The 25,435-nt window shown below is 37.8% G+C and carries 23 protein-coding genes, 1 tRNA gene and 1 rRNA gene; 24 read left to right on the forward strand and 1 reads right to left on the reverse strand.

Going from position 1 to position 25,435, the window contains the following annotated elements; translation table 11 throughout:
• The first annotated feature begins 197 nt into the window (after positions 1-197).
• The 7 genes from ABDZ84_RS07105 to ABDZ84_RS07135 all read left to right on the forward strand — a co-directional run bounded on the left by ABDZ84_RS07105 (position 198) and on the right by ABDZ84_RS07135 (position 5,327).
• Positions 198-1,781 (forward strand): putative polysaccharide biosynthesis protein, encoded by a 1,584-nt coding sequence (locus ABDZ84_RS07105; protein WP_034678566.1) that lies wholly within the window; start codon positions 198-200, stop codon positions 1,779-1,781.
• A 1-nt stretch (position 1,782) separates the two neighbouring features.
• Positions 1,783-3,228 (forward strand): bifunctional methyltransferase/pyrophosphohydrolase YabN, encoded by a 1,446-nt coding sequence (gene yabN, locus ABDZ84_RS07110; RefSeq protein WP_026680184.1) that lies wholly within the window; start codon positions 1,783-1,785, stop codon positions 3,226-3,228.
• A 6-nt stretch (positions 3,229-3,234) separates the two neighbouring features.
• The gene (locus ABDZ84_RS07115; RefSeq protein ID WP_026680185.1) at positions 3,235-3,495 is read left to right on the forward strand and encodes an RNA-binding S4 domain-containing protein; all 261 of its coding nucleotides are present in this window, start codon (positions 3,235-3,237) and stop codon (positions 3,493-3,495) included.
• A gap of 63 nt (positions 3,496-3,558) precedes the next feature.
• Positions 3,559-3,858 carry a sporulation protein YabP gene (gene yabP, locus ABDZ84_RS07120; RefSeq protein WP_026680186.1) on the forward strand — a complete coding sequence of 100 codons (300 nt, stop codon included), beginning with the start codon at positions 3,559-3,561 and terminating at the stop codon, positions 3,856-3,858.
• Complete coding sequence (gene yabQ / locus ABDZ84_RS07125) at positions 3,855-4,454, forward strand: spore cortex biosynthesis protein YabQ (protein WP_026680187.1); 600 nt, start codon at positions 3,855-3,857, stop codon at positions 4,452-4,454. Before yabP ends, yabQ begins: the two co-directional genes overlap by 4 nt.
• 51 nt (positions 4,455-4,505) lie before the next feature.
• On the forward strand, positions 4,506-4,841 hold the full coding sequence (locus tag ABDZ84_RS07130; RefSeq protein WP_371414008.1) for an FtsB family cell division protein: 336 nt from the start codon (positions 4,506-4,508) through the stop codon (positions 4,839-4,841).
• Positions 4,842-4,943: 102 nt separating this feature from the next.
• Complete coding sequence (locus ABDZ84_RS07135) at positions 4,944-5,327, forward strand: S1 domain-containing RNA-binding protein (RefSeq protein WP_026680189.1); 384 nt, start codon at positions 4,944-4,946, stop codon at positions 5,325-5,327.
• Positions 5,328-5,704: 377 nt separating this feature from the next.
• Here ABDZ84_RS07135 and ABDZ84_RS07140 read toward each other — a convergent pair.
• Positions 5,705-5,778: transfer RNA gene (locus ABDZ84_RS07140), tRNA-Met, on the reverse strand.
• A gap of 584 nt (positions 5,779-6,362) precedes the next feature.
• On the opposite strand from ABDZ84_RS07140, the gene ABDZ84_RS07145 reads away from it, so the two are divergent.
• The 17 genes from ABDZ84_RS07145 to ABDZ84_RS07225 all read left to right on the forward strand — a co-directional run.
• On the forward strand, positions 6,363-6,860 hold the full coding sequence (locus ABDZ84_RS07145; RefSeq protein ID WP_026680190.1) for a hypothetical protein: 498 nt from the start codon (positions 6,363-6,365) through the stop codon (positions 6,858-6,860).
• A gap of 493 nt (positions 6,861-7,353) precedes the next feature.
• Entirely contained in the window at positions 7,354-9,807 is a 2,454-nt protein-coding gene (spoIIE, locus tag ABDZ84_RS07150) for a stage II sporulation protein E (RefSeq protein ID WP_205389402.1), read from the forward strand.
• A 98-nt stretch (positions 9,808-9,905) separates the two neighbouring features.
• On the forward strand, positions 9,906-10,640 hold the full coding sequence (locus ABDZ84_RS07155) for a VWA domain-containing protein (protein WP_026680192.1): 735 nt from the start codon (positions 9,906-9,908) through the stop codon (positions 10,638-10,640).
• Complete coding sequence (locus ABDZ84_RS07160; protein ID WP_205389403.1) at positions 10,609-11,547, forward strand: protein kinase domain-containing protein; 939 nt, start codon at positions 10,609-10,611, stop codon at positions 11,545-11,547. Before ABDZ84_RS07155 ends, ABDZ84_RS07160 begins: the two co-directional genes overlap by 32 nt.
• Positions 11,548-11,598: 51 nt before the next feature.
• On the forward strand, positions 11,599-12,990 hold the full coding sequence (tilS, locus tag ABDZ84_RS07165) for a tRNA lysidine(34) synthetase TilS (protein WP_121604281.1): 1,392 nt from the start codon (positions 11,599-11,601) through the stop codon (positions 12,988-12,990).
• A 12-nt stretch (positions 12,991-13,002) separates the two neighbouring features.
• The gene (hpt, locus tag ABDZ84_RS07170; protein ID WP_026680195.1) at positions 13,003-13,545 is read left to right on the forward strand and encodes a hypoxanthine phosphoribosyltransferase; all 543 of its coding nucleotides are present in this window, start codon (positions 13,003-13,005) and stop codon (positions 13,543-13,545) included.
• Between the two features lie 136 nt (positions 13,546-13,681).
• Complete coding sequence (ftsH, locus tag ABDZ84_RS07175) at positions 13,682-15,733, forward strand: ATP-dependent zinc metalloprotease FtsH (protein ID WP_026680196.1); 2,052 nt, start codon at positions 13,682-13,684, stop codon at positions 15,731-15,733.
• 490 nt (positions 15,734-16,223) lie between these two features.
• A complete protein-coding gene (locus tag ABDZ84_RS07180; protein WP_026680197.1) occupies positions 16,224-16,997 on the forward strand; it encodes a type III pantothenate kinase in 774 nt (257 codons plus the stop codon).
• A 32-nt stretch (positions 16,998-17,029) separates the two neighbouring features.
• A complete protein-coding gene (hslO, locus tag ABDZ84_RS07185; protein WP_026680198.1) occupies positions 17,030-17,899 on the forward strand; it encodes an Hsp33 family molecular chaperone HslO in 870 nt (289 codons plus the stop codon).
• Positions 17,900-18,064: 165 nt separating this feature from the next.
• Positions 18,065-18,961 carry a peptidylprolyl isomerase gene (locus ABDZ84_RS07190; RefSeq protein ID WP_026680199.1) on the forward strand — a complete coding sequence of 299 codons (897 nt, stop codon included), beginning with the start codon at positions 18,065-18,067 and terminating at the stop codon, positions 18,959-18,961.
• A gap of 131 nt (positions 18,962-19,092) precedes the next feature.
• On the forward strand, positions 19,093-20,019 hold the full coding sequence (gene cysK, locus ABDZ84_RS07195; RefSeq protein WP_121604283.1) for a cysteine synthase A: 927 nt from the start codon (positions 19,093-19,095) through the stop codon (positions 20,017-20,019).
• 307 nt (positions 20,020-20,326) lie between these two features.
• Positions 20,327-21,148: a dihydropteroate synthase gene (gene folP, locus ABDZ84_RS07200; RefSeq protein ID WP_343780713.1), complete on the forward strand. Its 822-nt coding sequence runs from the start codon at positions 20,327-20,329 to the stop codon at positions 21,146-21,148.
• A 3-nt stretch (positions 21,149-21,151) separates the two neighbouring features.
• Positions 21,152-21,520 (forward strand): dihydroneopterin aldolase, encoded by a 369-nt coding sequence (gene folB / locus ABDZ84_RS07205; RefSeq protein ID WP_026680202.1) that lies wholly within the window; start codon positions 21,152-21,154, stop codon positions 21,518-21,520.
• Positions 21,517-22,029: a 2-amino-4-hydroxy-6-hydroxymethyldihydropteridine diphosphokinase gene (folK, locus tag ABDZ84_RS07210; protein WP_026680203.1), complete on the forward strand. Its 513-nt coding sequence runs from the start codon at positions 21,517-21,519 to the stop codon at positions 22,027-22,029. Before folB ends, folK begins: the two co-directional genes overlap by 4 nt.
• Positions 21,999-22,268 (forward strand): helix-turn-helix domain-containing protein, encoded by a 270-nt coding sequence (locus ABDZ84_RS07215; RefSeq protein WP_051388261.1) that lies wholly within the window; start codon positions 21,999-22,001, stop codon positions 22,266-22,268. Before folK ends, ABDZ84_RS07215 begins: the two co-directional genes overlap by 31 nt.
• A gap of 337 nt (positions 22,269-22,605) precedes the next feature.
• On the forward strand, positions 22,606-24,087 hold the full coding sequence (gene lysS / locus ABDZ84_RS07220) for a lysine--tRNA ligase (RefSeq protein WP_026680204.1): 1,482 nt from the start codon (positions 22,606-22,608) through the stop codon (positions 24,085-24,087).
• A 1,188-nt stretch (positions 24,088-25,275) separates the two neighbouring features.
• Positions 25,276-25,435 (forward strand): 16S ribosomal RNA (locus ABDZ84_RS07225); the annotation flags it as partial.

Genomic DNA, 25,435 nt, shown 5'->3' on the forward strand with positions numbered 1-25,435 from the left:
GGAGTGGTGGTCAAGCAGTAGCTATTATTCCATAATAGCTACTAGAGGAAGCGTAAATCTGAGCATGTAGTGATAAGGCTGAGCGAATTTTGCTCCGTTTTTCTTATAGTTATATAGTAGCATATTTAGAATGCAAATGTTTGGTATTGAACTATGCTATAATGATGTATAAAGTGTAGGATTAAAGGAAGTAAATCATGAATGGAAATGAAACAAACCAGCTAGTAAAGGGAGCTTTCCTGCTTACATTGGCTGGATTAATTAGTAAATTATTGAGCGCTGGTTATCGAATTCCTTTGCAAAATCTTACAGGGGATATCGGTTTTTATGTATACCAGCAAGTATATCCGATATTAGGTATTATTTTTGTATTATCATTTTATGGGTTCCCATCAGCTATTTCTAAAATGGCAGTAGAATTAAAAGCACAAGGTAAAGGTCTTTCGCTTAAAAGCTTCTATCTTCCAATTGGTTTCATTTTATTACTTATAAGTGGTTCATTGTTTTTATTTTTGTTTTTTAATGCATCCTATATTTCGGAGTGGATAGGTGATGAAAAACTTACCTCGATCTATCAATTAGCTGCGTTTACTTGCTTATTCGTTCCCTTTTCGGCATTGCTTCGAGGTGTGTTTCAGGGTACATATGTAATGAAACCAACAGCTTATTCACAGGTTGCTGAACAACTGATACGTGTAGCAATTATTATTGCTACGGCGATATTAATTAGTATGAATGATTATCCGCTTTATCACATTGGGAAAGCCGCTGTATTTGCATCCATATTAGGTGCAGGGACTGCGATTATTGTCCTTAGTGTATTCTTTTGGAGGAAAAAGCCCTATACAAATCAGGAATTTAACATCCCTTGGAATTATTACGTGCGGACCATTCTTATATTAGGTGTTGCAGCAGCGTTAAATCATATGGTCTTATTAGTTATTCAATTTGCCGATACATTCACAGTTATTCCAAGTCTACTAAAGGCTGGTTTATCGAAAGAAGCAGCAATGGAGGCGAAGGGTATCTTTGACCGTGGACAACCATTAATCCAGCTTGGAACTATACTTGGTTCATCCTTTGCGTTAGCTTTAATTCCTACTATATCAAAGAAAAAGCTAAAAAATGATCCAATTACCTTTTATAGTTATATACGTGGTGCTTTATTATTTAGTATCTATCTAGCTGTTGGAGCAACGATTGGGTTGATCACTATTTTTCCTGAAGTAAATCGGCTACTTTTTCAGGATAACCAGAGTACAGGAAATTTGCAGCTATTAATGATTTCCATATTACTAAGCTCAATTTCTATAACAGCGGCAGCGGTTTTGCAAGGTCTTGGCTTTATAAAGCGCATTGCTGGGTTTATTCTTATAGCTTTTTTTGTCAAATGGATAGCTAATCAAGTGCTGATCCCTTGGCTGGGAATAACAGGTAGTGCGGTGGCAACGATTATCTCCTTACTTGTGTTATGTATGATTGTATTACGAGAGCTAAGAAGGAAGCTTCCCCATTTAAACCTTTTGAAATTTCTTCAGTGGCGTCCGCTATTTGTAGCTATTAGTGCGATGGCATTGTTTGTCTTATGTGGTCATTTTATTATCCTGCCTTGGCTAAATATATCTCGTATCGGCTTGTTGGTATATGTCGTTTTTATCTCAATTATGGGGGCAGCTCTATATGGCTATTGTTTAATAAAGTTACGAGCATTTTCTGAGCAGGAACTACGAATGCTACCGTTTCGTACGTTCTTGATGAAACTACAAAGCAGGAGGAAATAATATGAATAAAATTGAAATTATAGGATTGGGAGCGGGCGATCTGGAGCAGCTTTCATTTGGTATATATAAAAAGCTATCACATGCGAAAGAAGCGGTCTATACACGGACTTTAGACCATCCAGCTGTCAAAGCTTTGCAAGAAGAAGGCGTACGTTTTCTTTCTTTTGATAGTATTTATGAAGCGGAAAGTCAATTTGATAATGTTTATTCAAGTATTGTAAGCCTTCTTTTACAGAAAGCAGCGAAGCAGAATGTTATCTATACAGTTCCTGGACATCCAATGCTTGCAGAAAAGACGGTTCAATTATTACTCCAACAACAGGAAGTAGAGGTTGAAATTGTAGGCGGACATAGCTATTTGGATGATCTATTTACTGCACTGCAAATCGATCCAATTGAAGGTTTTCAGTTCATAGATGGTACATCATTTGAACGAGATCAATTGAATTATCGAAATCACCTTATTTTCTGTCAGGTGTATGATCGTTTTATTGCTTCCGATGTTAAACTAACATTACTAGAAGACTTACCAGCTGATTATCCTATTACAATTGTTGAAGCTGCCGGCAGTAAAGATGAAGCCAAAAAAACTATTTCTTTAGAGGAACTGGATCATGCAATGGATATAAGTAATTTAACAAGTATTTATATTCCGCCAGCACCGGATAATGTTCTTCATCATAGCTTTGAACAACTACGTAAGGTTATTCGAATATTGCGTAGCCCGGAAGGTTGTCCGTGGGATAAAGAACAGACACATGAAACATTACGTGAGTATGCCATTGAAGAGGTCTATGAGCTACTGGATGCTATTGATCAAGCGGATGATGAAGGAATTGTTGAGGAGCTTGGAGATGTGTTACTCCAAGTCATGCTCCATAGTCAAATTGGTGAAGATGATGGCTATTTTACAGTAGATGACGTTATTCGATCGATTACGAATAAAATGATACATCGACATCCTCATGTGTTTAAGGATGCTACGGTAGATACAGTAGATGAAGTGTACAAAAATTGGGACGAGCTGAAGCAGGAAGAGAAAGGGAATGTGCGTAAATCTATATTGGATGGTGTAGCAAAACAACTTCCGTCACTGGCGAAGGCTTATCAACTCCAAAAGAAAGCCGCGAAGATAGGGTTTGATTGGGAAAACTCGGTAGATATTTGGGCTAAACTTGATGAGGAGTTAAACGAATTTAAAGAAGCGGTGCAAAAGAATGAAAATGTAGAAATGGAAAAAGAGTTTGGAGATATTCTATTTGTACTTGCGAACCTATCTAGGTACTATAAAATTAATCCAGAGGTAGCGCTAAATCGTACAAATGCAAAATTTCAATCTCGCTTTTCCTATATTGAGCAACAATTAGAGAAAAGACAAATCGATATTCAGCATGCAACTTTAGAAGAAATGGATGCATTATGGGACAAGGCGAAAGAAGGGGAGTAAAATTCAATGAGATTAGATAAATTCTTAAAGGTTTCTCGATTAATCAAACGGCGAACATTAGCTAAAGAAGTAGCGGACCAAGGAAGAATTACGATTAACGGTAACCAAGCAAAGGCATCATCAACAGTTACAGCTGGAGATGAGCTTACCATTAAATTTGGTCAGAAACTTGTAACGATTAAGATCAATAATTTGAAAGAAACTGTTAGAAAAGAAGAAGCAGAAACATTGTATACCGTTTTAAAAGAAGAGAAATTAAATAATTAGGTTACACAGTTCTATACTTGTCCCTCCTTTCATAAAGTAATAATGATAAGGAGGGCTATTACGATGAATTATTATGAGAATAAGGAAAATATAACACGTGTGCAAACGGATCATTCTGTAAAAGTTAATAATCGAAAAAATTTAGAAATAACAGGTGTCAAAGAAGTAGATAGCTTTGATAACGAGGAGTTTCTATTGGAGACAGTTATGGGTTATCTGATTGTCCGCGGGCAAAATTTACATCTAAAAAACCTTGATGTAAATGAAGGGTTAGTAACCATAAAAGGAAAAATATATGAGCTTTCCTATGTAGATGAGCAGCAGGAGAAAGCTAAAGGGTTCTTTAGCAAGTTATTTAAATGAGCTTAAGTACGCAATTCCTCACAATGATTACTATGATTACAGGCGGATTTTATCTTGGTTTAATTCAGGATACATTTCGTCGATTTACACCATATTGGAAAAATAGAAGAATCCTGACTTATGTTATGGAAATTTGCTTTTGGTTAATGCAGACAATGCTATTATTTTATGTTTTATTCCGGGTAAATGGTGGTGAACTAAGGTTCTATATATTTGCTGCTTGTTTATTGGGGTTTGCCTTTTATCAGGTTGCTGCTGCAAACGTATATAGAAAAGTACTGGAGCAGATCATTCGTATTATTGCGGCAGTTTATCGATTTTTTGAAAATATAGTACAAGCTCTTATCATATCTCCAATTACGTGGATCGTGAAACTTATATATACCTTTATTGTTTGGCTATGTAAAGTTGTTGGTACGATTCTTCTTTTTATTTTAACTGTAATCATTACGCCAATTAAGTGGATAATTCAAGCTATATACGGACTATTGCCTAAAAAAGTTCAATTATTTCTTTTTAAAATAGCAGGATTTTATAGTAAAATGAAGAATATATGTATAAAAGTAGTGAAGTATGTTAGGTTTAAGAGGAGGTAACGAGCTTTGGCTTCAGACAAACAAACAGTAACGAGATTAGATTCTAATTATATGCAGCAATATGATGCTTACATAGAAAGGCAGAGACGGAAGAAGAAGCGGCTAATTCGCCGGCTTGTGTTATTTTCTCTGATTGCAGTAATAGCAATAGGGACCATGGCGACGTACCATTTTAAACAACGTGTACTTCATGCAGAAAAGACGGAAGAATATCAAGCCTTACAAAAGGAATTGACAAGCTTAGAAAAGCAAGAAGCCAATTTGCAAGAGGAAGTAGAGCTTTTAAATGATGAGGATTATGTATTGCAAATTGCTAGAACAAATTATTTCTTCTCTAAAGAGGGCGAATTAATTTTCAAACTTCCCGATGAGAAGCCATCATATTGACACACTTTTGTCTGCTTGGCTATAATATAGTAGTAAGCTAATGGTGCATCATTGTGACCATATATTAGTTTCTTAAAAATTCTAAGGAGGAGCATTTTTTTTATGTCAATTGAAGTAGGCAGCAAGCTGCAAGGAAAGGTAACTGGTATCACTAATTTCGGGGCCTTTGTAGAGCTTGAACAAGGTACTACTGGGCTTGTTCACATTAGTGAGGTTGCTGACAACTATGTGAAAGACATTAACGATCACCTTTCTGTTGGAGATGAAGTGAAGGTGAAAGTTATTAATGTCGAGAAGGACGGGAAGATTGGCTTGTCTATAAAAAAAGCAATAGATAAACCAAAACGTCAGCGAGATAACCGTGAACGGACGGAGTCTTTTGAGTCAAAAATGAATCGCTTCCTTAAGGATTCTGAGGACCGTCTTGCCTCTTTGAAGAAGCACACGGAATCCAAACGCGGGGGTCGAGGTGCTAAGAGAGGATAGCAGTTGCTGTCTATACAATAATGCTCTATATATAAATACGACAAAAAGAGAGGTTGGAACTTTTATGTTCCAACCTCTCTTTTTAATTGTTTAGGAAAATACCGGAAAATATAAAATTTGCCCATGTGGATCCATATGGGCGTGTTGAGTTGCAGCAGCTCCAGCGCCCAGAAACGAGGGCGACTTCACGAATTGCCCTAATCTAAGTCGTCATCGGCTCGCAAGCTCACCGTGATTCCTTTATCTTTGTTGACTCGCTCCAGTCGCTACGTTTCTAATCGGACGCTTACGCTTTTGTTCTGATTTTATAGTGTAAGGTAGACCGATATAACAAAAAAACCTGCTGCTTTGCTTATGCAACAGGTTTTACTAAATAATGGCGGCGGAGGGGATCGAACCCCCGACCTCACGGGTATGAACCGTACGCTCTCGCCAGCTGAGCTACACCGCCAAATAAGCCAACAGAAAATATAATACAGCAGGTTTAAGACTCTGTCAATAGCTTTCTTATAAGAAAATCGAAAGAATCACAGGCAATATAAGTAATTTAATTAAGAGCCCTGCCCAAATCGACTTACACAATAGAGAATACAAATAGTAAAGAATACGGTACTTTAATATTTAATAAGCTTGGTTTTTTACAAATAACTATCTCCGTTATGATAAAATGAAAAAGCATTGTACGATATAGGAAAGGATGAGGCTGAGACAAAACTAATGAAGAAACAATAAAAAACGAACAATGTTTAGTCGAAGTCAATTATCTTTTCGTTTTTTGTTTAGAATCATTCATTTAGCACCTGAAATAAGCGAGACTCCGGCGGGAACAACACGAGTCCGAAGATCCACTTGGTAACGTGTTTTTCTTTACCAAGTTAGCTTAGGCCGTGCCCACGGAAAGAGCGTATATCTTCACGGTGCGGCGATGATACTCCTATTGATAACATGATTATTCGTGTTTTGAGTAAAGAAGTTGTGTTTTGCCCCAGCCTCTTTCCATTATTAAACTGAACGGAGAAATGAGGTAACACTACGTTGAAGAAAGAAATAAGGAATAGACTAATAATTTTAATTGTACTTGCTTTTCTTCCTATCTTATTTCTAACTATTGATTATAAGCTAGATGTAGAAAATAACTATATAAATAGTTTGTTTTTTGTTATAGCAACTTTGATTGTAACAATGACAATATATGTCATTTTAAGCTTAATTATTAAAAAGTATCCTTCCCTATTTGAAAAAGGAATATGGAACAACCCCTTCCATACTTTAATGATAGGAACCCTTATTTTATTTGTTTTTATCCTAGTAGCTGTGTTGAGTGTAAATAATTTAGATTTCAGTCCAACGATGAATAAGGGATTAACATTTATAATGGCTTATCCTGTTGTCTTTGTTTTAATTTTAATGATAGATTCTTTTTATAAAGGTGTATTCAATATCGTAAGGGAAAGACGTTTATTTATCAGCTCTATATCGGTAGTTTTTATTCTAGCTATAATGATTTTATTTGGTTCATTAAGTAATATGTAACTAAAGCAATATCGTTTTTTCTATAATTATTAAGTGCGTTAATCTATCAAGTAAATTCAGTTAGACTTTATTTCAAGCCAGAAATAATAGGCCATTCATTTCTCAATGCTTTAATTAAATTCCAGTCTGACCACGATTTTCCTACGTAATCTATATCGTAACGATATCACCAACTATGTAATAAAACTCGAAAACTGCTTTATTTTTCGATAAATAGAGGATGTTTAGTTAGAAAGGTTCAGAATTCGCCAAAACTTTTTACATAAGGCAATAGGTGAAAATGCCTTCACTTGCTGGATAAAGTAATGGACGATTCAATACCTACTGGCATTCGTTTTTGTGCTGTTTTAATCCTTCCACACGCGTGTTCGTGTTGAAACCTGTTTGAAGAATAGAAAGTCGTCGAACGATTCTTATGAAACGCTCTCTTGTTTTGACAAAAATAGAAGGCATATTGTGATTTAATGATATGCACAAAGAGGGAGTGGTAGTTATGATGGATTCAATTTCAAGAATGGAACCGAAAGTATTGGGAGCAGAAAGATCAAAACAAATGGACAAGCTCCGAAACCGGCTATATGCAAAGATGAAAGGGGTATTGCTGGAAAGAGGATGGCTTTTTTATATGATCGGTTTTTTATTGGGACGAGCTGTGATTCTATCCGTTGTCTCTCCTTTTGCAGTTGCTTTTTTAGCTACAATTTGGCTTGTCCATAAGGAAAAAACATTAAAAACCATACTTGCTGTGCTATTGGGTGCTTTAAGCTATTCTGTAAATCATAGTATCTTTATCGCTCTGGCCATACTGGTTTTTGTCTTTATGGGTGGTTTATTTAAGCAGGCGAAGAATCAACAGATGCTTATCCCGTTATTTGTATTTTTATCTACGATAGCAACAAGGTTATTTCAGTATTCCATTAGTCAACAGCTATCTGCTTATGACTGGATGCTGGTTTTCGTAGAAGGAGTATTAGGAACCGTATTAGTATTAATTTTTATGCAGAGCATTCCATTATTATCACCAAAAAGATATAACCCCGCATTAAAGAATGAAGAGATCGTATGTATGATCATACTCATTGCCTCTATACTTACTGGTACGATTGGCTGGGAGTTTTATGGGGCTTCCTTCGAGCAGATATTCTCTCGCTATTTTGTGCTCATTTTAGCATATGTCGGTGGGGCCGCGATTGGCTCAACAGTCGGCGTGGTTGCTGGACTCATCTTGTCTCTAGCAAATGTAGCAAACCTTTATCAAATGAGCTTACTCGCTTTTTCAGGTCTCTTAGGAGGACTATTAAAAGAAGGTAGGAAACCAGGCGTTGCTGTTGGCCTATTTGTTGGAACGTTTTTAATTGGAATCTACGGCGATGCGAACCAGTTAGTCCCATCGATCATCGAGTCATCCATTGCTATTTTAATCTTCTTGCTTACACCTGCTAGCTGGTTTAGAAAACTTTCAAGGTTCATACCTGGAACAGAAGAATATACGAATGAACAGGAACAATATTTACAAAAGGTGCGAAATGTAACCGCTAAACGTGTTGAACAATTTTCAGATGTTTTTCAAGCTTTGTCTAAGAGCTTTACCATCACAGATGGTCCGAGCGAAGATGATCAAGAGTCAAGAAGAGAAACCGATTACTTTTTAAGTCAAGTAACGGAGAAAACCTGTCAAAATTGCTTTATGAAGGAAAGGTGTTGGCAAAAACAATTTGATAAAACATATACATTAATGGAACAAATGAAAGAAGATATGGGGGAAAACGGAAAACCAAGCAGGAAAACAGCACGTGAGTTTGAAAATTATTGTGTGAAGCCTCAAAAAGTTGTTGATGTAATGAAGGAGGAGATGTCTTACTTTGAAGCCAATCAAAAATTAAAACAACAAGTATTAGAAAGTAAAAAACTTGTAGCTGATCAATTGCAAGGAGTTTCGGAGGTGATGGAGGATTTCGCAAAGGAAATATTAAAGGAACGGCAGCATCATGAACAACAAGAAATGCAGATTGTACATGCGTTGAAGCAAATGGGGATTGAACTGGAAAAGCTAGAAATTTATCGCTTAGATAAAGGAAACGTAGATATTGAAATGACATTAACCTTTTATGAATATCATGGTGAAGGTTCTAAACTGATTGCCCCTGTATTGTCTGATATTTTGAAAGAGATTGTTGTTGTGAAACAGGAAGAAATTGCCCCATTTCCAAATGGGTATAGTTATTTAGCGTTTGGTTCAGCAAGAGAATTTGTCGTTGAGACAGGTGCTGCTAATGCTGCGAAAGGTGGAGGGCTTGTATCTGGAGATAGTTATACAACCATAGAGCTTGGTGCAGGGAAATACGCTATGGCTATTAGTGATGGTATGGGCAATGGTTTAAGGGCTCAGGAGGAGAGCGTTGAGACATTAAGGTTGCTTCAACAAATTTTACAGACTGGAATACCAGAAAAAGTAGCGATTAAATCGATCAACTCAATTTTATCGCTACGATCTACAGATGAGATGTTTGCTACACTCGATTTGGCGGTAATTGACTTACACAATGCTTTCGTTCGCTTTTTAAAAATAGGCTCAACACCTAGCTTTATTAAACGGGGAGATCAATTAATTAAAGTGGAAGCTAGTAATCTCCCTATGGGGATTATTCAGGAGTTTGATGTAGATATTGTTAGTGAACAGTTAATGTCGGAAGATTTATTGATTATGATGAGTGATGGTATTTTTGATGGGCCAAAGCACGTGGAAAATACGGATGTATGGTTAAAACGAAAAATAAGAGAAATGAAGACCGACGATCCTCAGGAAATTGCTGATTTAGTTTTAGAAGAAGTTATTCGCACTAGGTCGGGAGAAATTGAGGATGATATGACCGTGGTAGTTGCTAAAGTAATGAAGAATATACCTAAATGGACTTCTGTACCAATTTATCATGATCAAGCTCAGTGAAGGATATAGTACGTATTTACCTTCCATCCTAACTAGACCATGTATAGATCACATAAAAAGTGGTGAAGATGGTATTAATAGTTGGGAGGTAGATGACGTTGAGAAAAGGTACACTGAAGCAAATCTTGTTAATTACAGATGGATGCTCAAACAAAGGAGAAGATCCTTCGGCTACAGCTTCTTTGGCTTATCAACAAGGAATCACTGTAAATGTAATTGGAATATTAGAGGATGAACAGAGCGAACAACCCGAAGGTTTAAAAGAAGTTGAAGACATTGCATTATCAGGTGGTGGTGTTAGCCAGCTTGTCTATAAACAAGCATTATCTCAGACAGTACAAACGGTGACTAAACAAGCGATGACCCAAACACTGCAGGGTTTTGTAAATAAAGAATTACAGCAGATTTTAGGACAGGATCAGTCACTAGAGGATCTTGAGCCGGAAAAGCGCGGAGAAATAATGGAAGTAGTAGAAGATATGGGGGAGACGTGTGATCTGGAAGTATTAGTATTAGTTGATACGAGTGCAAGTATGCATGATAAGCTTCCAACCGTTAAAGAAGCATTAATTGATCTATCTATTAGTTTAAACGCACGTATTGGTCGTAATCGCTTTGCAATTTTTAGTTTTCCTGGAAAACGAAAAGATATACAAAAGGTATTTGATTGGTCACCTGCTTTAGATTCTATCTCTACCATTTTTCCAAAACTAACAAGTGGTGGCATTACTCCTACAGGTCCTGCTATTCGAGAAGCAATGTATCAGTTTGGTAAGAAAAGCTTACTAAGGAGCTTTAGAGATGAAGATGAACCAGGAATGGAAGAAGCTTAATAGTGATATCCACTCTGGAATGCATATCCAGGGGAAGTGGCATAAACAAACGTATGTTATCAAAAGAAAGCTTGGCGCTGGAGCCATTGGTTCTGTATACCTTTGTGAAGCAAACGGCAAATTAGCTGCATTGAAAATTAGTGATAAACGTTCTTCCATGACGGTTGAGGTTAATGTGCTCCGGTCACTCGGTAAGGTCCAAGGAAATCGTCTTGGACCTTCTTTATTGGATGTAGACGATTGGACGGCTCCAATAGGTACTAAATATTCATTCTATGTAATGGAATATTTGCAAGGTGAATCGATGGCCTCCTATATCCATCGCCATGGTAAGGAATGGGCCGGGGTTTTCATGGTACAGCTGTTGGAGGATCTCGAACAGCTTCATCAACAAGGATGGGTTTTCGGCGATTTAAAATTAGATAACCTATTAATCGTCTCCTCTCCGCCACGTGTGCGTTGGGTAGATGTTGGAGGAACAACACAAACAGGAAGAGCGATCAAAGAGTATACCGAGTTTTATGATCGTGGTTATTGGGAAATGGGATCAAGAAGAGCAGAACCAAGTTATGATTTATTTGCTTTTACGATGGCATTCATTCATGTCTATTATCCAAAACGTTTTGTCAAAGGTTCTCAACCGGAGAAGCTTCTATTTCGCAAGCTGGATGAAGCAAGAGGACTACGCCCATATCGGAATGTCTTAAAGAAGGCACTAGCAGGTAAATATGCTTCTAGTTCACAAATGAAAAGAGAGATGTTACAGGTAATTCATGATACGCAGAAAAAAAAGCAAAAAACTAGGAAGCAAATCCAACAAGAAAAAGAAGCTCCCTTTTTGCTAGAGGCCGGAGGTATTTCTATTCTAGCGGGAGCCTACTATTTAATTTCTTTGCTTTTTCAGTGATCCTAGTTGTGATAGGATAAAAGTAGAAATGTTGTGTTGGAGATGGACATAATGAAAACGATGATTACTCATTTTATAAAAAAACATCACTTGTTAACAAAGCAGGCAACAGTCCTAGTAGGTGTATCAGGGGGACCAGATTCGTTAGCACTTCTCCATTACCTCCATTCGATAAGGCAGGAATGGGAAATACGTATAATCGCCGTAACTGTCGATCACCAACTGAGAGGGGAAGCATCCCTTGAGGATCTTCGATATGTTAAGCGATTTTGTAAAACGTGGGATATCGAATTTGTAGGAACCTCTGTTGATGTACCGTCCTATAAAAAGAAGCACAAACTAGGAACACAACTAGCGGCAAGAAAATTACGATATAAGTTCTTTGAAGAGCAAATGGAATTATATAATGCCGATTTGCTAATGCTCGGCCATCATGGTGACGATCAGGCAGAAACGATGCTCATGCGTATGGTACGTTCAGCAGATTCACAAGCATTAGCAGGTATTCCTGTTAAGCGGGATTTTGCTACGGGTGCTATTGTTCGACCTTTTCTCTGCGTAACGAAAGAACAAATATGGAATTATTGTGAAGTGCATCATATTAAACCGAGGCTTGACCCTTCGAATCATGAGACAACCTATACAAGGAATTATTTCCGAAAACACGTACTTCCATTAATAAAAGAGAAAAATAGTAATATACATACTACCATACAGCATCTTAGTGAAACGTTAGAGGCCGATCAAGCGTATTTAAATAGACAAGCACAAGAAATGGTCGATACAATTGTGATGTTTGATAAGGAAAGATGCCAGGTTTCATTTGAAATTAAGCTGTTTAAAACGTACGCATTTGCTTTACAAAGACGGGCCTTTCATCTAATATTAAACTATCTGTATACTGATTTACCTAAGGACTTATCCTATGTCCACGAGGAGCAATTTTTTGCATTATTGCATCGAAAAACAGGTAATGCGCAACTAGATTTTCCCTCTGGCTTAAAAGTAGAGAAGGCATATAACCAGCTAAAGTGTCACTTCCAGGATGACCTCCATACAGATTCATATCATATGTTATTAAAGATCCCAGGCAAAACTGTTTTACCTGATGGATCAGTATTCACTACTGAATACGTGGATGAATATCAAGAGCAGTCAGAACAGACCTTTATTTTACAAAGCGGGCAGGCGGCTCTTCCGTTACATATACGTACCAGAAAGCACGGAGATAAAATGCGCTGGAAAGGGCTACAGGGAAGTAAAAAGGTGAAGGATATTTTTATTGATGCAAAAATACCTCGATCTGAACGGGGCACTTGGCCAATTATCACAGATAATAATGGAGAAATCCTATGGTTGGTTGGTTTAAAAAAGGGACTACTTGAGAAACAGGCAGATAATGCCGCATTTATACAATTAAATTATGAAAAAGGCAACATGTAGGAGGAGCAGAATATGCATAATGATATTCAAGAGGTACTAATATCGGAGGAGGAAATCGCAAGCAAGTGTAAAGAGCTAGGACAACAATTAACCGAGGAATATGATGGGAGATTTCCGCTTGCAATTGGAGTTCTAAAGGGTGCAATGCCATTCATGTCTGATATTCTACGACATATGCATACCCATTTGGAAATGGACTTCATGGATGTTTCTAGCTATGGAGGAGAGATGCGCTCTTCTGGGGAAGTGAAAATCGTAAAAGATCTAGATACTAAAGTTGAAGGTCGCGATTTGCTCATAATAGAAGATATCATTGATAGTGGATTAACTCTAAGCTACTTGGTAGACCTGTTTAAGTATAGGAAGGCAAAATCAATTAAAATTGTCACATTACTAGATAAGCCATCTGGAAGAACAGCTGCAATTAAAGCGGATATAGTTGGGTTCGAAGTACCTAATGAATTTGTTGTTGGCTATGGATTAGATTATCAAGAAAAATATAGAAATTTGCCATATATAGGTGTTTTGAAACCAGAGATTTATGGTGGCGAATAATAAAAATAATCAAGTGGAAGAATGAAATAAACCTTGGAAATAAAATGCTGATTTTTCAAGTGAAATTAGTTGTATTTCAACTTTTTTATATGATACGATGTTATATAGTTTTTCCCCGCTTGGGAGGAGGTAAGTAATGAACCGGATATTTCGGAATGTGTTCTTTTGGATACTTATATTCTTCGTTATTATAGGAGTCATTGGGGTATTCAATGGACAAAATGAAGAAGCAAAACAATATAATGTAAAGCAGTTTATGGATGCTTTAAATAATGGCGAAATACAAGAAATGACGATGCAACCAGCAAATGGTATTATTCGTTTTGAAGGGACTTTAAATGATGAGGATAAAAAATTTATTGCTCAAGTTCCTGATAATACGGACATTATAGCGTCAATTACAGAGCAAGCAAACGATCAAAGTGTGCTTAACGTAGAAGAAGAAGAACAACCAAGCGCGTGGGTAACATTCTTAACAACAATGATTCCGTTCTTGATCATCGGACTGTTCTTCCTGTTTATACTTAGTCAAGCCCAAGGTGGCGGCGGCGGTGGCCGAGTCATGAACTTTGGTAAAAGTAAGGCGAAAATGTACAGTGAAGACAAGAAAAAAGTCCGTTTTAAAGATGTAGCAGGAGCAGATGAGGAAAAGCAAGAGCTTGTTGAGGTAGTGGAATTTTTGAAAGATCCACGTAAGTTCTCAGCCGTTGGTGCAAGAATCCCTAAAGGGGTACTTTTAGTAGGACCTCCGGGAACTGGTAAAACGCTACTTGCTCGTGCTGTAGCGGGTGAAGCAGGTACACCATTCTTCTCTATTAGTGGTTCTGACTTTGTGGAGATGTTTGTTGGTGTTGGTGCGTCCCGTGTACGTGATTTATTTGAAAATGCGAAAAAGAATGCGCCTTGTATTATATTTATAGATGAAATTGATGCAGTAGGTAGACAACGTGGAGCTGGACTTGGCGGTGGACATGATGAACGTGAACAAACGTTGAACCAGCTTTTAGTTGAAATGGATGGTTTTGGTGTCAATGAAGGAATTATTATCATTGCAGCAACAAACCGTGCAGATATTCTAGACCCTGCTCTGCTTCGTCCGGGACGTTTTGACCGTCAAATTACAGTTGATCGTCCAGACGTTAAAGGACGTGAAGAGGTATTACAGGTTCATGCAAGAAATAAACCATTGGCTGATAATGTAGATCTGCAAACGATAGCTATGCGTACACCAGGCTTCTCTGGTGCAGACTTAGAGAATTTACTAAATGAAGCAGCACTAGTAGCTGCTAGACAGGATCGAAAAACGATAAATATGCTGGATGTTGATGAAGCTATTGATCGTGTCATTGCTGGTCCGGCTAAGAAAAGTAGAGTTATTTCTAAGAAAGAACGCAATATTGTAGCTCACCATGAAAGTGGACACACGGTGATTGGTATGGTTCTAGATGATGCAGATATGGTTCATAAGGTTACCATTGTACCACGTGGTCAAGCTGGTGGATATGCTGTAATGTTACCGAGAGAAGACCGATACTTTATGACCAAACCGGAATTATTTGATAAAATTACTGGGTTATTAGGTGGTCGAGTTGCGGAAGAAATTATGTTCGGAGAGGTAAGTACTGGAGCACACAATGACTTTCAACGTGCTACAGGAATTGCACGTAAAATGATTACGGAGTATGGAATGAGTGATAAAATTGGGCCATTGCAGTTTACAAATGGTGGTGGTGAAGTATTCCTTGGTCGTGATCTGAACAATGAACAAAACTACAGTGATGCGATTGCTCATGAAATTGATCAAGAGATGCAGAACTTTATAAATTATTGTTATGATCGTGCGAAGAAGATTCTTACTGAGCATAAGGATAAGCTAGAGCTTATTGCCCAAACATTGCTTGAAGTAGAAACGCTAGATGCTAAACAAATAAAATCACTGTTTGAAGATGGAAAACTACCTGAACCTGATCCGATTGAAGACACAGAAAAAGATGATGAATCGGTTAAAGTAAATATCCAATCTAATGATAAAGAAGATACTCCAGAAACGTTTGAAGAGGCAAAAGCAAAAGTAGACAAGAACTTAGACAAAGATGGAATTACAACAGATAACAAGCCTACTTCAACAGATGAAATTACTACCGATAATAAGCCATCATCAAATGATGAAACGGATAACAAAAAATAACGTCATTACAAATAACTATAAATAGAAATGAATATCTAGAGTTTGAGATAAAAGTAAATAATAAACAATAGAAACGAACTATAATTAGTTGAAATTAATTATAGTTCGTTTTTTGATTAAACTAGTAGCTGAAATATGCGAGACTCCTTGAAAAAGAAGAGCGCTTTTCCTGCGAGCGATTTATAACAGACGAATCCTCTCTTATTTTGCGGGAACAGCATGATTCCAAAGCTTCACTTGGCCACGTGTATTTCTTTGCCAAGGTAGCTGAGACCGTTCCACGGAATGCGAACATATTTCATGCGTGTTGCGGTAATTATACTCCTATAAGTATTCGTATATTTCCAAGCTCATTCCTTCCTAAGAGCTTATTGCCATAAAGTTTATAGTCTGTTTGTTATATATTCATAACTATGTATGGTATATTAAAAAATGAAATTATGTTGCAGACTAATTGTAAATTTTGTCGTAGAGAAAGGTATGGGAAAGCATGTTGTTTGTACTTGATGTGGGTAACACTAACACAGTATTAGGTGTATTTGAAGGAGATCAATTAAAGCACCAATGGCGGATAAAAACGGATCGTTATAAAACAGAGGATGAGTTCGGCATGCTTGTCAAATCGTTGTTTGACCATAAAGAAATTACACTTTCGGATATGAAGGGTATTATCATTTCATCTGTTGTTCCACCCATTATGTTTGCTTTGGAGAAAATGTGTAAAGACTATTTTCATCTGGAGCCTATGATAATTGGGAAGGAGTCGGTTCATTCCTTTCTAAAGATGCGTTATCCTAACCCTAGAGAAATTGGAGCAGATCGTATAGTAAATGCAGTAGGCGCAATCGAAACATTTGGTGCACCATTAATAATAATTGATTTTGGGACGGCAACTACGTTTTGCTATATCAATGATCAACAAGAATATCATGGTGGTGTCATATCTCCTGGTATAAATATATCGATGGAAGCACTGTATAGTAAGGCTTCTAAGTTACCGAAAATTGAAATTCAAGCCCCTGATCATGTTGTTGGTTCGTCCACGGTTGAGGCAATGCAATCGGGTGTATTCTACGGCTATGTTGGACAAGTTGATGGCATTGTCAGACGAATTGAAGCGGAAATGGGTGTGAATGCAAAAGTAGTTGCTACTGGCGGCTTGGCTTCGTTAATTGCTCATGAATCCCAGACTATACAGCATGTAGATCCATATCTAACGTTAAAGGGGCTTTATCTCATTTATCATAAAAATAAGCAATTATAAGAATAAGGTTAATTAGAAAGGAGTTTTACAACATGAAGGACTTTATAATTAAAGCTACAGCATATAATGGAATGGTTCGTGCTTACGCGACAACTTCTACAGATACGGTAGAAGAGGCAAGAAGAAGACACGATTCATGGGCAACAGCATCTGCTGCTCTTGGTAGAACGATAACGATTGCAGGTATGATGGGAGCTATGCTGAAAGGAGAGGACTCCATTACGACAAAGGTAATGGGAGATGGCCCCTTAGGAGGTATTATTGCAGATGCGAATGCAAAGGGTGAGGTTCGAGGATATGTGGTAAATCCACATGTTGATTTTGAATTAAATGCAAATGGAAAATTAGATGTGGCAAGAGCTGTTGGTACTGAAGGTAATATAAGCGTGATTAAAGATTTAGGATTAAAAGATTTTTTCACGGGAGAGGTTCCGATTATTTCCGGGGAAATTAGCGAAGATTTTACGTATTATTTTGCTAATTCTGAGCAAGTTCCTTCAGCTGTTGGTGCTGGTGTATTGGTGAATCCAGATCATAGTATTCTAGCTGCAGGGGGGTTCATAGTACAGGTTATGCCTGGTGCTAGTGAAGAAGTGATTAGTCAGTTAGAGGAGAAAATTCAAGAATTGCCACCGATTTCTACATTGATTCGTGAAGGAAATACACCTGAACAAATTCTGCATCGGTTATTTGGAGAGAATCAAGTAAAAATTCATGAAACCGTTCCTATGGAATTTCGCTGCAAATGTTCAAAAGAACGACTTGAGCGAGCAATAAAAGGGTTGGGTGATAAAGAAATTCAAAATATGATTGATGAAGATCATGGGGCAGAGGCAAGTTGCCATTTCTGTAATCAAACATATCAGTTTACGGAGGAAGAGTTAGAAGCTTTAAAAGGGTAGTATTTTGAAGAGGCTGTCTCATTGTGTCGAATTGAATGTGCTAAAATCCTTTTGATTGATGTTGGAGACAGCTCATTTGTAGATTTGTAAAACTGAGAAAGTAGTTCGTTAAGTTAACAAGTGTTGAATAATACCTTGTTCAGCGTACAGGGGGAGCTAGTATCCATGTCGAAAAAACTATTGCTAGGTGTCATTATAATACTTTTAATAACGAATATTGCTACTTTATTAATTTGGCGTAATGAAGGGGTTAATGTTGGCGATGGAAGGAAGTTGAGTAGTAATGATGAGGTGGCAATCATTGGAAATGATGACATCAGCTTCGCTCAATGGAGTGACTCGCTTCGAAACAACTATGGAAAAAAGCATTTACGATCAATGATAGATCAAGCAGTTGTACAACAATTAGCAGCGGACAAAGGACTAAAAATTAGTGATAAGGTTATAGCTAGAGAAATAGCTATGTTAACTACGATGCAGGGTGTGACTTCAGCGTCAACTTATGAAAAGTTAGAGAAGCAATGGGAAGAAGATATTACATACAGGTATCAATTGGAAATGCTTTTAACAGAGGGGACACCTATTCCAGAGCAAGAAATAAAGAATCATTATAATACATATGGTGATCAATATAACTTTACATCTTCTATGCAAATTTCACATATCGTAGTAGATAATATGGAAACAGCAAATAAAGTTTATCAAGAATTGGAATCAGGTGCCTCATTCAAGCTATTAGCTCGAGAATATTCAATTGATGAATCCTCTAAAGCAGAAGGTGGATATCTTGGCTTTATTTATACAACTAGTCAATTCTTTCCTAATGGCTATGCAGAAGTTGCTGAGAATATAGAAGAGCATTCTTATAGTAAACCATTTGTAGCTGATGATGGTGTGGTAATTCTTTATCTTCATCGCAAGCTACCATCTATTACATTTACGTATGAAGAGATGAAACCGTATATAAAGAGTGAATTAGCATTACATAAACAAAACCAGTCGTTAGATGCCACTCCACTATGGGAAGAGATGGAGATTGATTGGTTATATGGAGAAGAATAGCACGTAACAATAGTCGATGGACAAAATAAGTAGACGAATGCCTAAATATTCCGTATTAGTTGACATTTAGCTGGGTAAAACGTACATTATAATTAATCATACAAAATAACTAGGAATTAGGAGGGGATGTAGTGAAGGTAGCTAATAATATAGCTGAACTTATTGGTGGAACACCAATAGTAAAATTAAATAATGTGACAGACGCTGACAGTGCTGACATCTATGTGAAGCTTGAATTTATGAACCCAGGTAGCTCTGTTAAGGATCGTATTGCCTTAGCAATGATCGAGGCGGCTGAAAAGTCTGGAGAATTGGAAGCAGGAGATACCATTATTGAACCGACTAGCGGTAATACAGGTATCGGTTTAGCGATGGTAGCTGCAGCAAAGGGGTATAAGGCTGTGCTTGTAATGCCTGACACGATGAGTCAAGAGCGCCGCAATCTTTTACGCGCCTATGGTGCAAAACTTGTGTTAACTCCTGGAGCTGAGGGGATGAAAGGCGCTATTAATAAAGCGGAAGCATTACAAAAAGAGAATGGTTATTTTATGCCACAGCAATTCAATAATGAAGCAAATCCGGAAGTCCATGCAAGGACGACAGGTAGAGAAATTGTAGAGCAAATGGGTGATGGCCTAGATGCATTCGTCTCAGGGATTGGTACAGGAGGAACCATAACAGGAGCTGGAAAAGTTTTGAAAGAAAACTTTGAGGGAATAAAGATTTATGCGGTAGAACCTTCTGCTTCTGCTGTGCTATCGGGGGCTACTCCTGGACCTCATAAAATTCAAGGAATTGGTGCTGGTTTCGTACCAAAAATATTAGATACAGACATCTACGATGAAATTTTACGCATCGAGAATGAAGAAGCCTTTGCAACTTCTAGAGAAGTAGCTACTACCAACGGAATTCTTGGTGGCATTTCTGCAGGAGCTGCTGTTGCAGCTGCGAAGCAGGTGGCGAAGAAACTAGGGAAAGGGAAAAAGGTTCTTGCTATTTTCCCAGATAATGGAGAAAGGTATTTATCGACTCCGCTTTATCAATTTGAAGAAGAATAATTAATGCGATTGTCCTTCGCCAGTATCTAATATTTGATACTGGCTTTTTCATTGTTTAGGAAATTATAAAAGAGTGTTGAGCTGCGTCCAGCTCCAACGCCTAGAAACGAGGCGAGTTCATGAATGAACCTACGATAATTCAACATCAGCTCGCAAGCACACCGTGATTCCTTTATCTTCGTTGACTCGCTCCAGTCGCTACATTTCTAATCGGGTGCTTTTGTTCTTGTTTATAGTGGGTCGCCTGCTTGCTTGTTCTGTGATACGATTAAGGGAGAAAATGTCAGGAAAGAAGGTACGGGGCAGTATGAAACTAATTACAAAAGTGAAAACCTACGATCTAAATGAACGTACACATATAATGGGGATATTAAATGTTACTCCAGATTCCTTTTCTGATGGAGGAAGCTTCAACACAATTAACAAAGCAGTAGAACACGCTGTGAAAATGGAGGAGCAAGGAGCGGATATTATTGATATTGGTGGAGAATCTACTCGGCCAAATCATGAACCAGTTTCTCAAGAGGAGGAAATTAAACGCGTAGTTCCCATTATTAAGGCTGTGAAAGAGAAAATAAAAATACCGATATCCATTGATACATATAAAGCTGAGACAGCAAAAGCTGCAATTGAAGCTGGTGCAGATATTATTAATGATGTATGGGGTGCAAAAAAAGAACCGGCGATTGCTCAAGTTGCAAGTGAGTATCAAGTACCTATCATTCTCATGCATAATCGAACGGATTTAGATTATAACAATATCATTGAGGACATGTTGAATGATATACAAGAAAGTATAGATATAGCATTACAAGCTGGCGTGTTGGACCATAATATTATCATTGATCCAGGTATTGGATTTGCTAAAACAGCTGAAGACAATTTGCTCGTGCTGAATCAATTGGAGGTATTCCAAGAATTAGGCTATCCGCTACTATTGGCAACTTCAAGAAAAAGGTTTATTGGGAATATCCTAAACGTACCACCTGAAGAAAGAGACGTAGGAACAGGTGCAACTACTTGCTTAGGAATTATGAAGGGTGCCAATATGGTGCGTGTTCATGATGTGAAAACAAATATAGAGCTTGCGCAGATGATGGATGCAATGCTGGGCGTGAAAAGAGGTTGACACATGGATAAAATATATTTAAATAACTTACAATTTTACGGTTTCCATGGTTTACTTCCTGAGGAAAACAAACTTGGCCAGCGTTTTCACGTAGATGCTACTTTGTTTTTAGATTTATCTAAAGCCGGAAGTAGTGATAATATGTATCAGTCCATACATTATGGACAAGCCTATGCGTATATAAAGGAAGTAGTCGAAGGCGAAGCCAAGAATCTAATCGAAGCAGTTGCCGAAAGCATAGCCAATAAGCTCTTAACCTCCTTCGATTTACTGGAGGCTTGTACGATTAAAGTTATTAAACCAGATCCACCAATAGCGGGTCACTATCACTCTGTTGCGGTGGAAATACATAGGGAGAAAACGACGAAATGAATAAGGCATATCTTGCATTAGGAACCAATATTGAACCAAGAATTCAATATTTAGAAAGCTGTTTATATGAACTAAGTAAACATCCAGACATATCAATAATAAATCAATCATCCATTTATCAAACAGTTCCAGTAGGGTATACGGATCAAGCCGATTTTCTTAACATGGTAATTGAGATAAAAACGACACTTGCATCATTAGAGTTACTGGATTATTGTCAGCAACTAGAGCGTGAATTGGGAAGGGAACGGACGATTCGTTTTGGTCCGCGAACAATAGACCTTGACATTTTGCTGTATAATCAAGAAAATAATAAAACGGAGCGATTAATTATTCCGCACCCGCGAATGCATGAGCGTGCATTCGTGCTTATTCCATTAAATGAAATAGCACCAGATATAGTAATACCAGTAAAGGAAAAGCGTGTTGCTGATTTAATAGAAGAGCTTCCGGGAAATGACATAAAGGGTGTAGCTATATGGACAAAAAACGAATCGGCAGACGAATAAAAGCATTTCGTAAATTAAAAGGATATACTCAAATAGATTTTGCAAAAGCATTAGGCGTTCCTCTTTCCGCAATTGGTGGTGTAGAACGTGGCTCGAAGGAATTATCAGAGGAATTACTAGATAAAGTTGCTGAGACATTATCCGTTTCTAAGGAGGAGCTGACATTACAAGAAGTACCACAAGAGGATAATAAATTCTTGGATGGCTTACCAAACGAAAAAAATGAAGAAATTAGGTAGGGGGATGAGCGATCCAAAATGGAAGCCTCATTGGCACTAATTGTTAAAAGTAGCTATGGAGGTAATTCGTAAGCATTCTGCCTAGTATCGGGTCTACGTGAAAATGGTAAGGAAAGGCGACGTTAATAAAGCTGAAACGCATGCAGATCTACTAGTATTTTATATGCTAATGCGAATGAATAAGAGGAAGTAAATAGAGCTTCCTAAATTCAAAGGATTTCAAAATCTGTCAGTAACCTCTGGTAGGTTTTTACCATTAATTGCGAAAGCTTGAGGCATGAAAGATTTATCTAAATCAGCTATACTTACATAATAGATAAGGACTGGAGTGATAAAGGTGACAGAGGAATTAAATGAACATATGCGAGTTCGGCGTGAAAAGCTCGAGCAGATTATAGACCAAGGAATAGATCCTTTCGGTGGGAAATTCACACGAACTCATGTAGCAAACGAATTAAAAGAATTATATGATCGTTATTCAAAGGAAGAGTTGGAAGAAAAGGAAGAAAAGGTGACCATTGCCGGAAGAATGATGACCAAACGCGGAAAAGGAAAAGCAGGCTTTGCTCACATTCAAGACATTAGTGGTCAAATTCAGTTATATGTTCGTAAAGATAAGATAGGCGAAGAAGCTTATGAGATTTTTAAGTCAAGTGATATGGGAGATATAATCGGGGTTACTGGGATAATGTTCAAAACTAAGGTTGGTGAACTGTCTGTTAAAGTAACTGAGTTTCACCTATTAACAAAATCATTACGACCATTACCTGAGAAGTACCATGGCTTAAAAGATATTGAACAGCGTTATCGACAACGTTATTTAGACTTGATTACGAATATGGAAAGTAAAGAAACGTTTGTGTTAAGAAGTAAAATAATTCAAGCGATGCGCAGATATTTAGATGGACAAGGTTTCTTAGAGGTAGAGACCCCGATGTTACATGGTATTCCTGGTGGTGCTTCTGCTCGTCCGTTTGAAACGCATCATAATGCATTAGACATCCCTTTGTATATGCGAATTGCTATTGAGCTTCATTTGAAAAGGCTAATTGTGGGTGGATTGGAAAAAGTCTATGAAATTGGACGTGTTTTCCGAAATGAGGGTGTTTCAACTAGACATAACCCTGAATTTACAATGATCGAGCTCTATGAAGCATATGCCGATTATCATGATATCATGTCCCTTACCGAAAATTTAGTTGCTCATATTGCGAAAGAAGTACTTGGTTCTACAACGGTAGCGTATGGAGATTATGAAATTAATCTAGAACCAGAATGGACAAGGCTACACATGGTTGACGCGGTTAAGAAGAAGACGGGTGTAGATTTCTGGAAGCATATGACTGATGAAGAGGCTCGGGCATTAGCGAAGGAGCATGGAGTTGAAATAACGGATACTATGACTTTTGGGCATGTAGTTAATGAATTCTTTGAACAAAAAGTTGAAGAAGGACTAATACAGCCTACGTTTATTTACGGTCACCCTGTAGCCATTTCTCCTTTAGCTAAGAAAAATAAAGAGGATGATCGTTTTACCGATCGATTTGAGTTGTTTATTGTTGGCCGTGAACATGCTAATGCATTTAGTGAGCTAAATGACCCAATTGATCAACGTGAACGTTTTGAAGCACAGGTGAAAGAACGTGCAGAAGGAAATGACGAAGCCCATCTTATGGATAGTGATTTCTTAGAAGCGTTAGAATACGGAATGCCACCAACGGGTGGTCTGGGTATAGGTATTGATCGTTTAGTAATGTTATTAACGAATTCCCCGTCTATTCGGGATGTGTTATTGTTCCCGCAAATGCGGAATAAATAGATGGTTAGCAGAGAAAGTGGATTATTCCCTTTCTCTGCTTTTTTATAAGTGCGCCAGGCATGGCGACTATCTAGGTGGTGAAAGTCCACTGTGGAGGTACACATCAACCAACCACTAGAGAAGCGCAAGGTGTTTATCGTGAGAAGTCAGTCGACGCCATAGTAGTGATGAAAAAAATCATGAAGGGCTGAACCATTTATAGTGACGCCATGAAATGCACGAAGGATAGACTTCTGAATGTGTTAATGATGAAAGTATGAGCGTATCTCAGGAGGATAGTCAAAATAGAAGTGTTCTTCGTCACGTGAAAGGAAAGGAGAAACGAGTGTGGGGCAAAGAGGTATTCCTTTTGTCTTAGACCGTTATCTAAAAGTACACACGGAGATATAAATTGAACCGCCGTATACGGGAACCGTATGTACTGGTGGTGCGAGAGGGGCGATAAGCTCTTAGCTTCTCCCTCTACTCGATTTAGGAAGGTATATAATTTGCCGCGCCCAGAAACGAAGTGACTTTACGAATCGCCTTACGATAAATCATCATCGGCTCGCAAGCTCGCCGTGCTTCCTTTATCTTCGTTGACTCGCACCAGTCGCTACGTTTCTATTCGGTCGCTTGCGTTTTTTCTCCCTATATATAGAAGATTAACGTTTAATGGTTACATTGTACAAAGCATAATTCAAACGATATTCACGTTTTATTTAGTTGGAATTGGGTACATTATTTATAATAGATAACGAATTAAAATAGGCTTATTTAAATATTAGAATTTAATAAAGAGTACAAATTAATATTTTGTCTTATTTTCTTTACAAAACCCCTTGATTTCATATTACAAACGTGGTAAATTTAATAACGTTGCTTCACAAGGCAACTGCCAATGCAATTCATAAAATGAATAAAAAAAGTGTTGACACTCAATGCTTTGCATGGTATATTAATAAAGTCGCCAATTTGAACAGCGAAAAAGTTAAGTGAAAAAAGTTCTTGACTTGAGTTGATCAAACTGGTATAATGAAAGAGTTGCTGTCGCAAAAGCAGCAAACTAATTTGCTCTTTGAAAACTGAACAAAACAACCAGTATGTCAAGAGGAAAACATGCAACTGTTTTTTCTTAAAAATAACCAGAAGGAAACTTCTGGAGTAAGCTAAGACATCATAATTAACGGTGTTAATTATGAACAAACTTTTTTGGAGAGTTTGATCTTGGCTCAGGACGAACGCTGGCGGCGTGCCTAATACATGCAAGTCGAGCGCGGGAAGCAGGCAGATCCTCTCCGGAGGTGACGCCTGTGGAACGAGCGGCGGACGGGTGAGTAACACGTGGGCAACCTGCCTGTAAGATTGG

This window comes from Virgibacillus salarius, assembly GCF_039521925.1.
GTDB lineage: Bacteria > Bacillota > Bacilli > Bacillales > Amphibacillaceae > Virgibacillus > Virgibacillus salarius.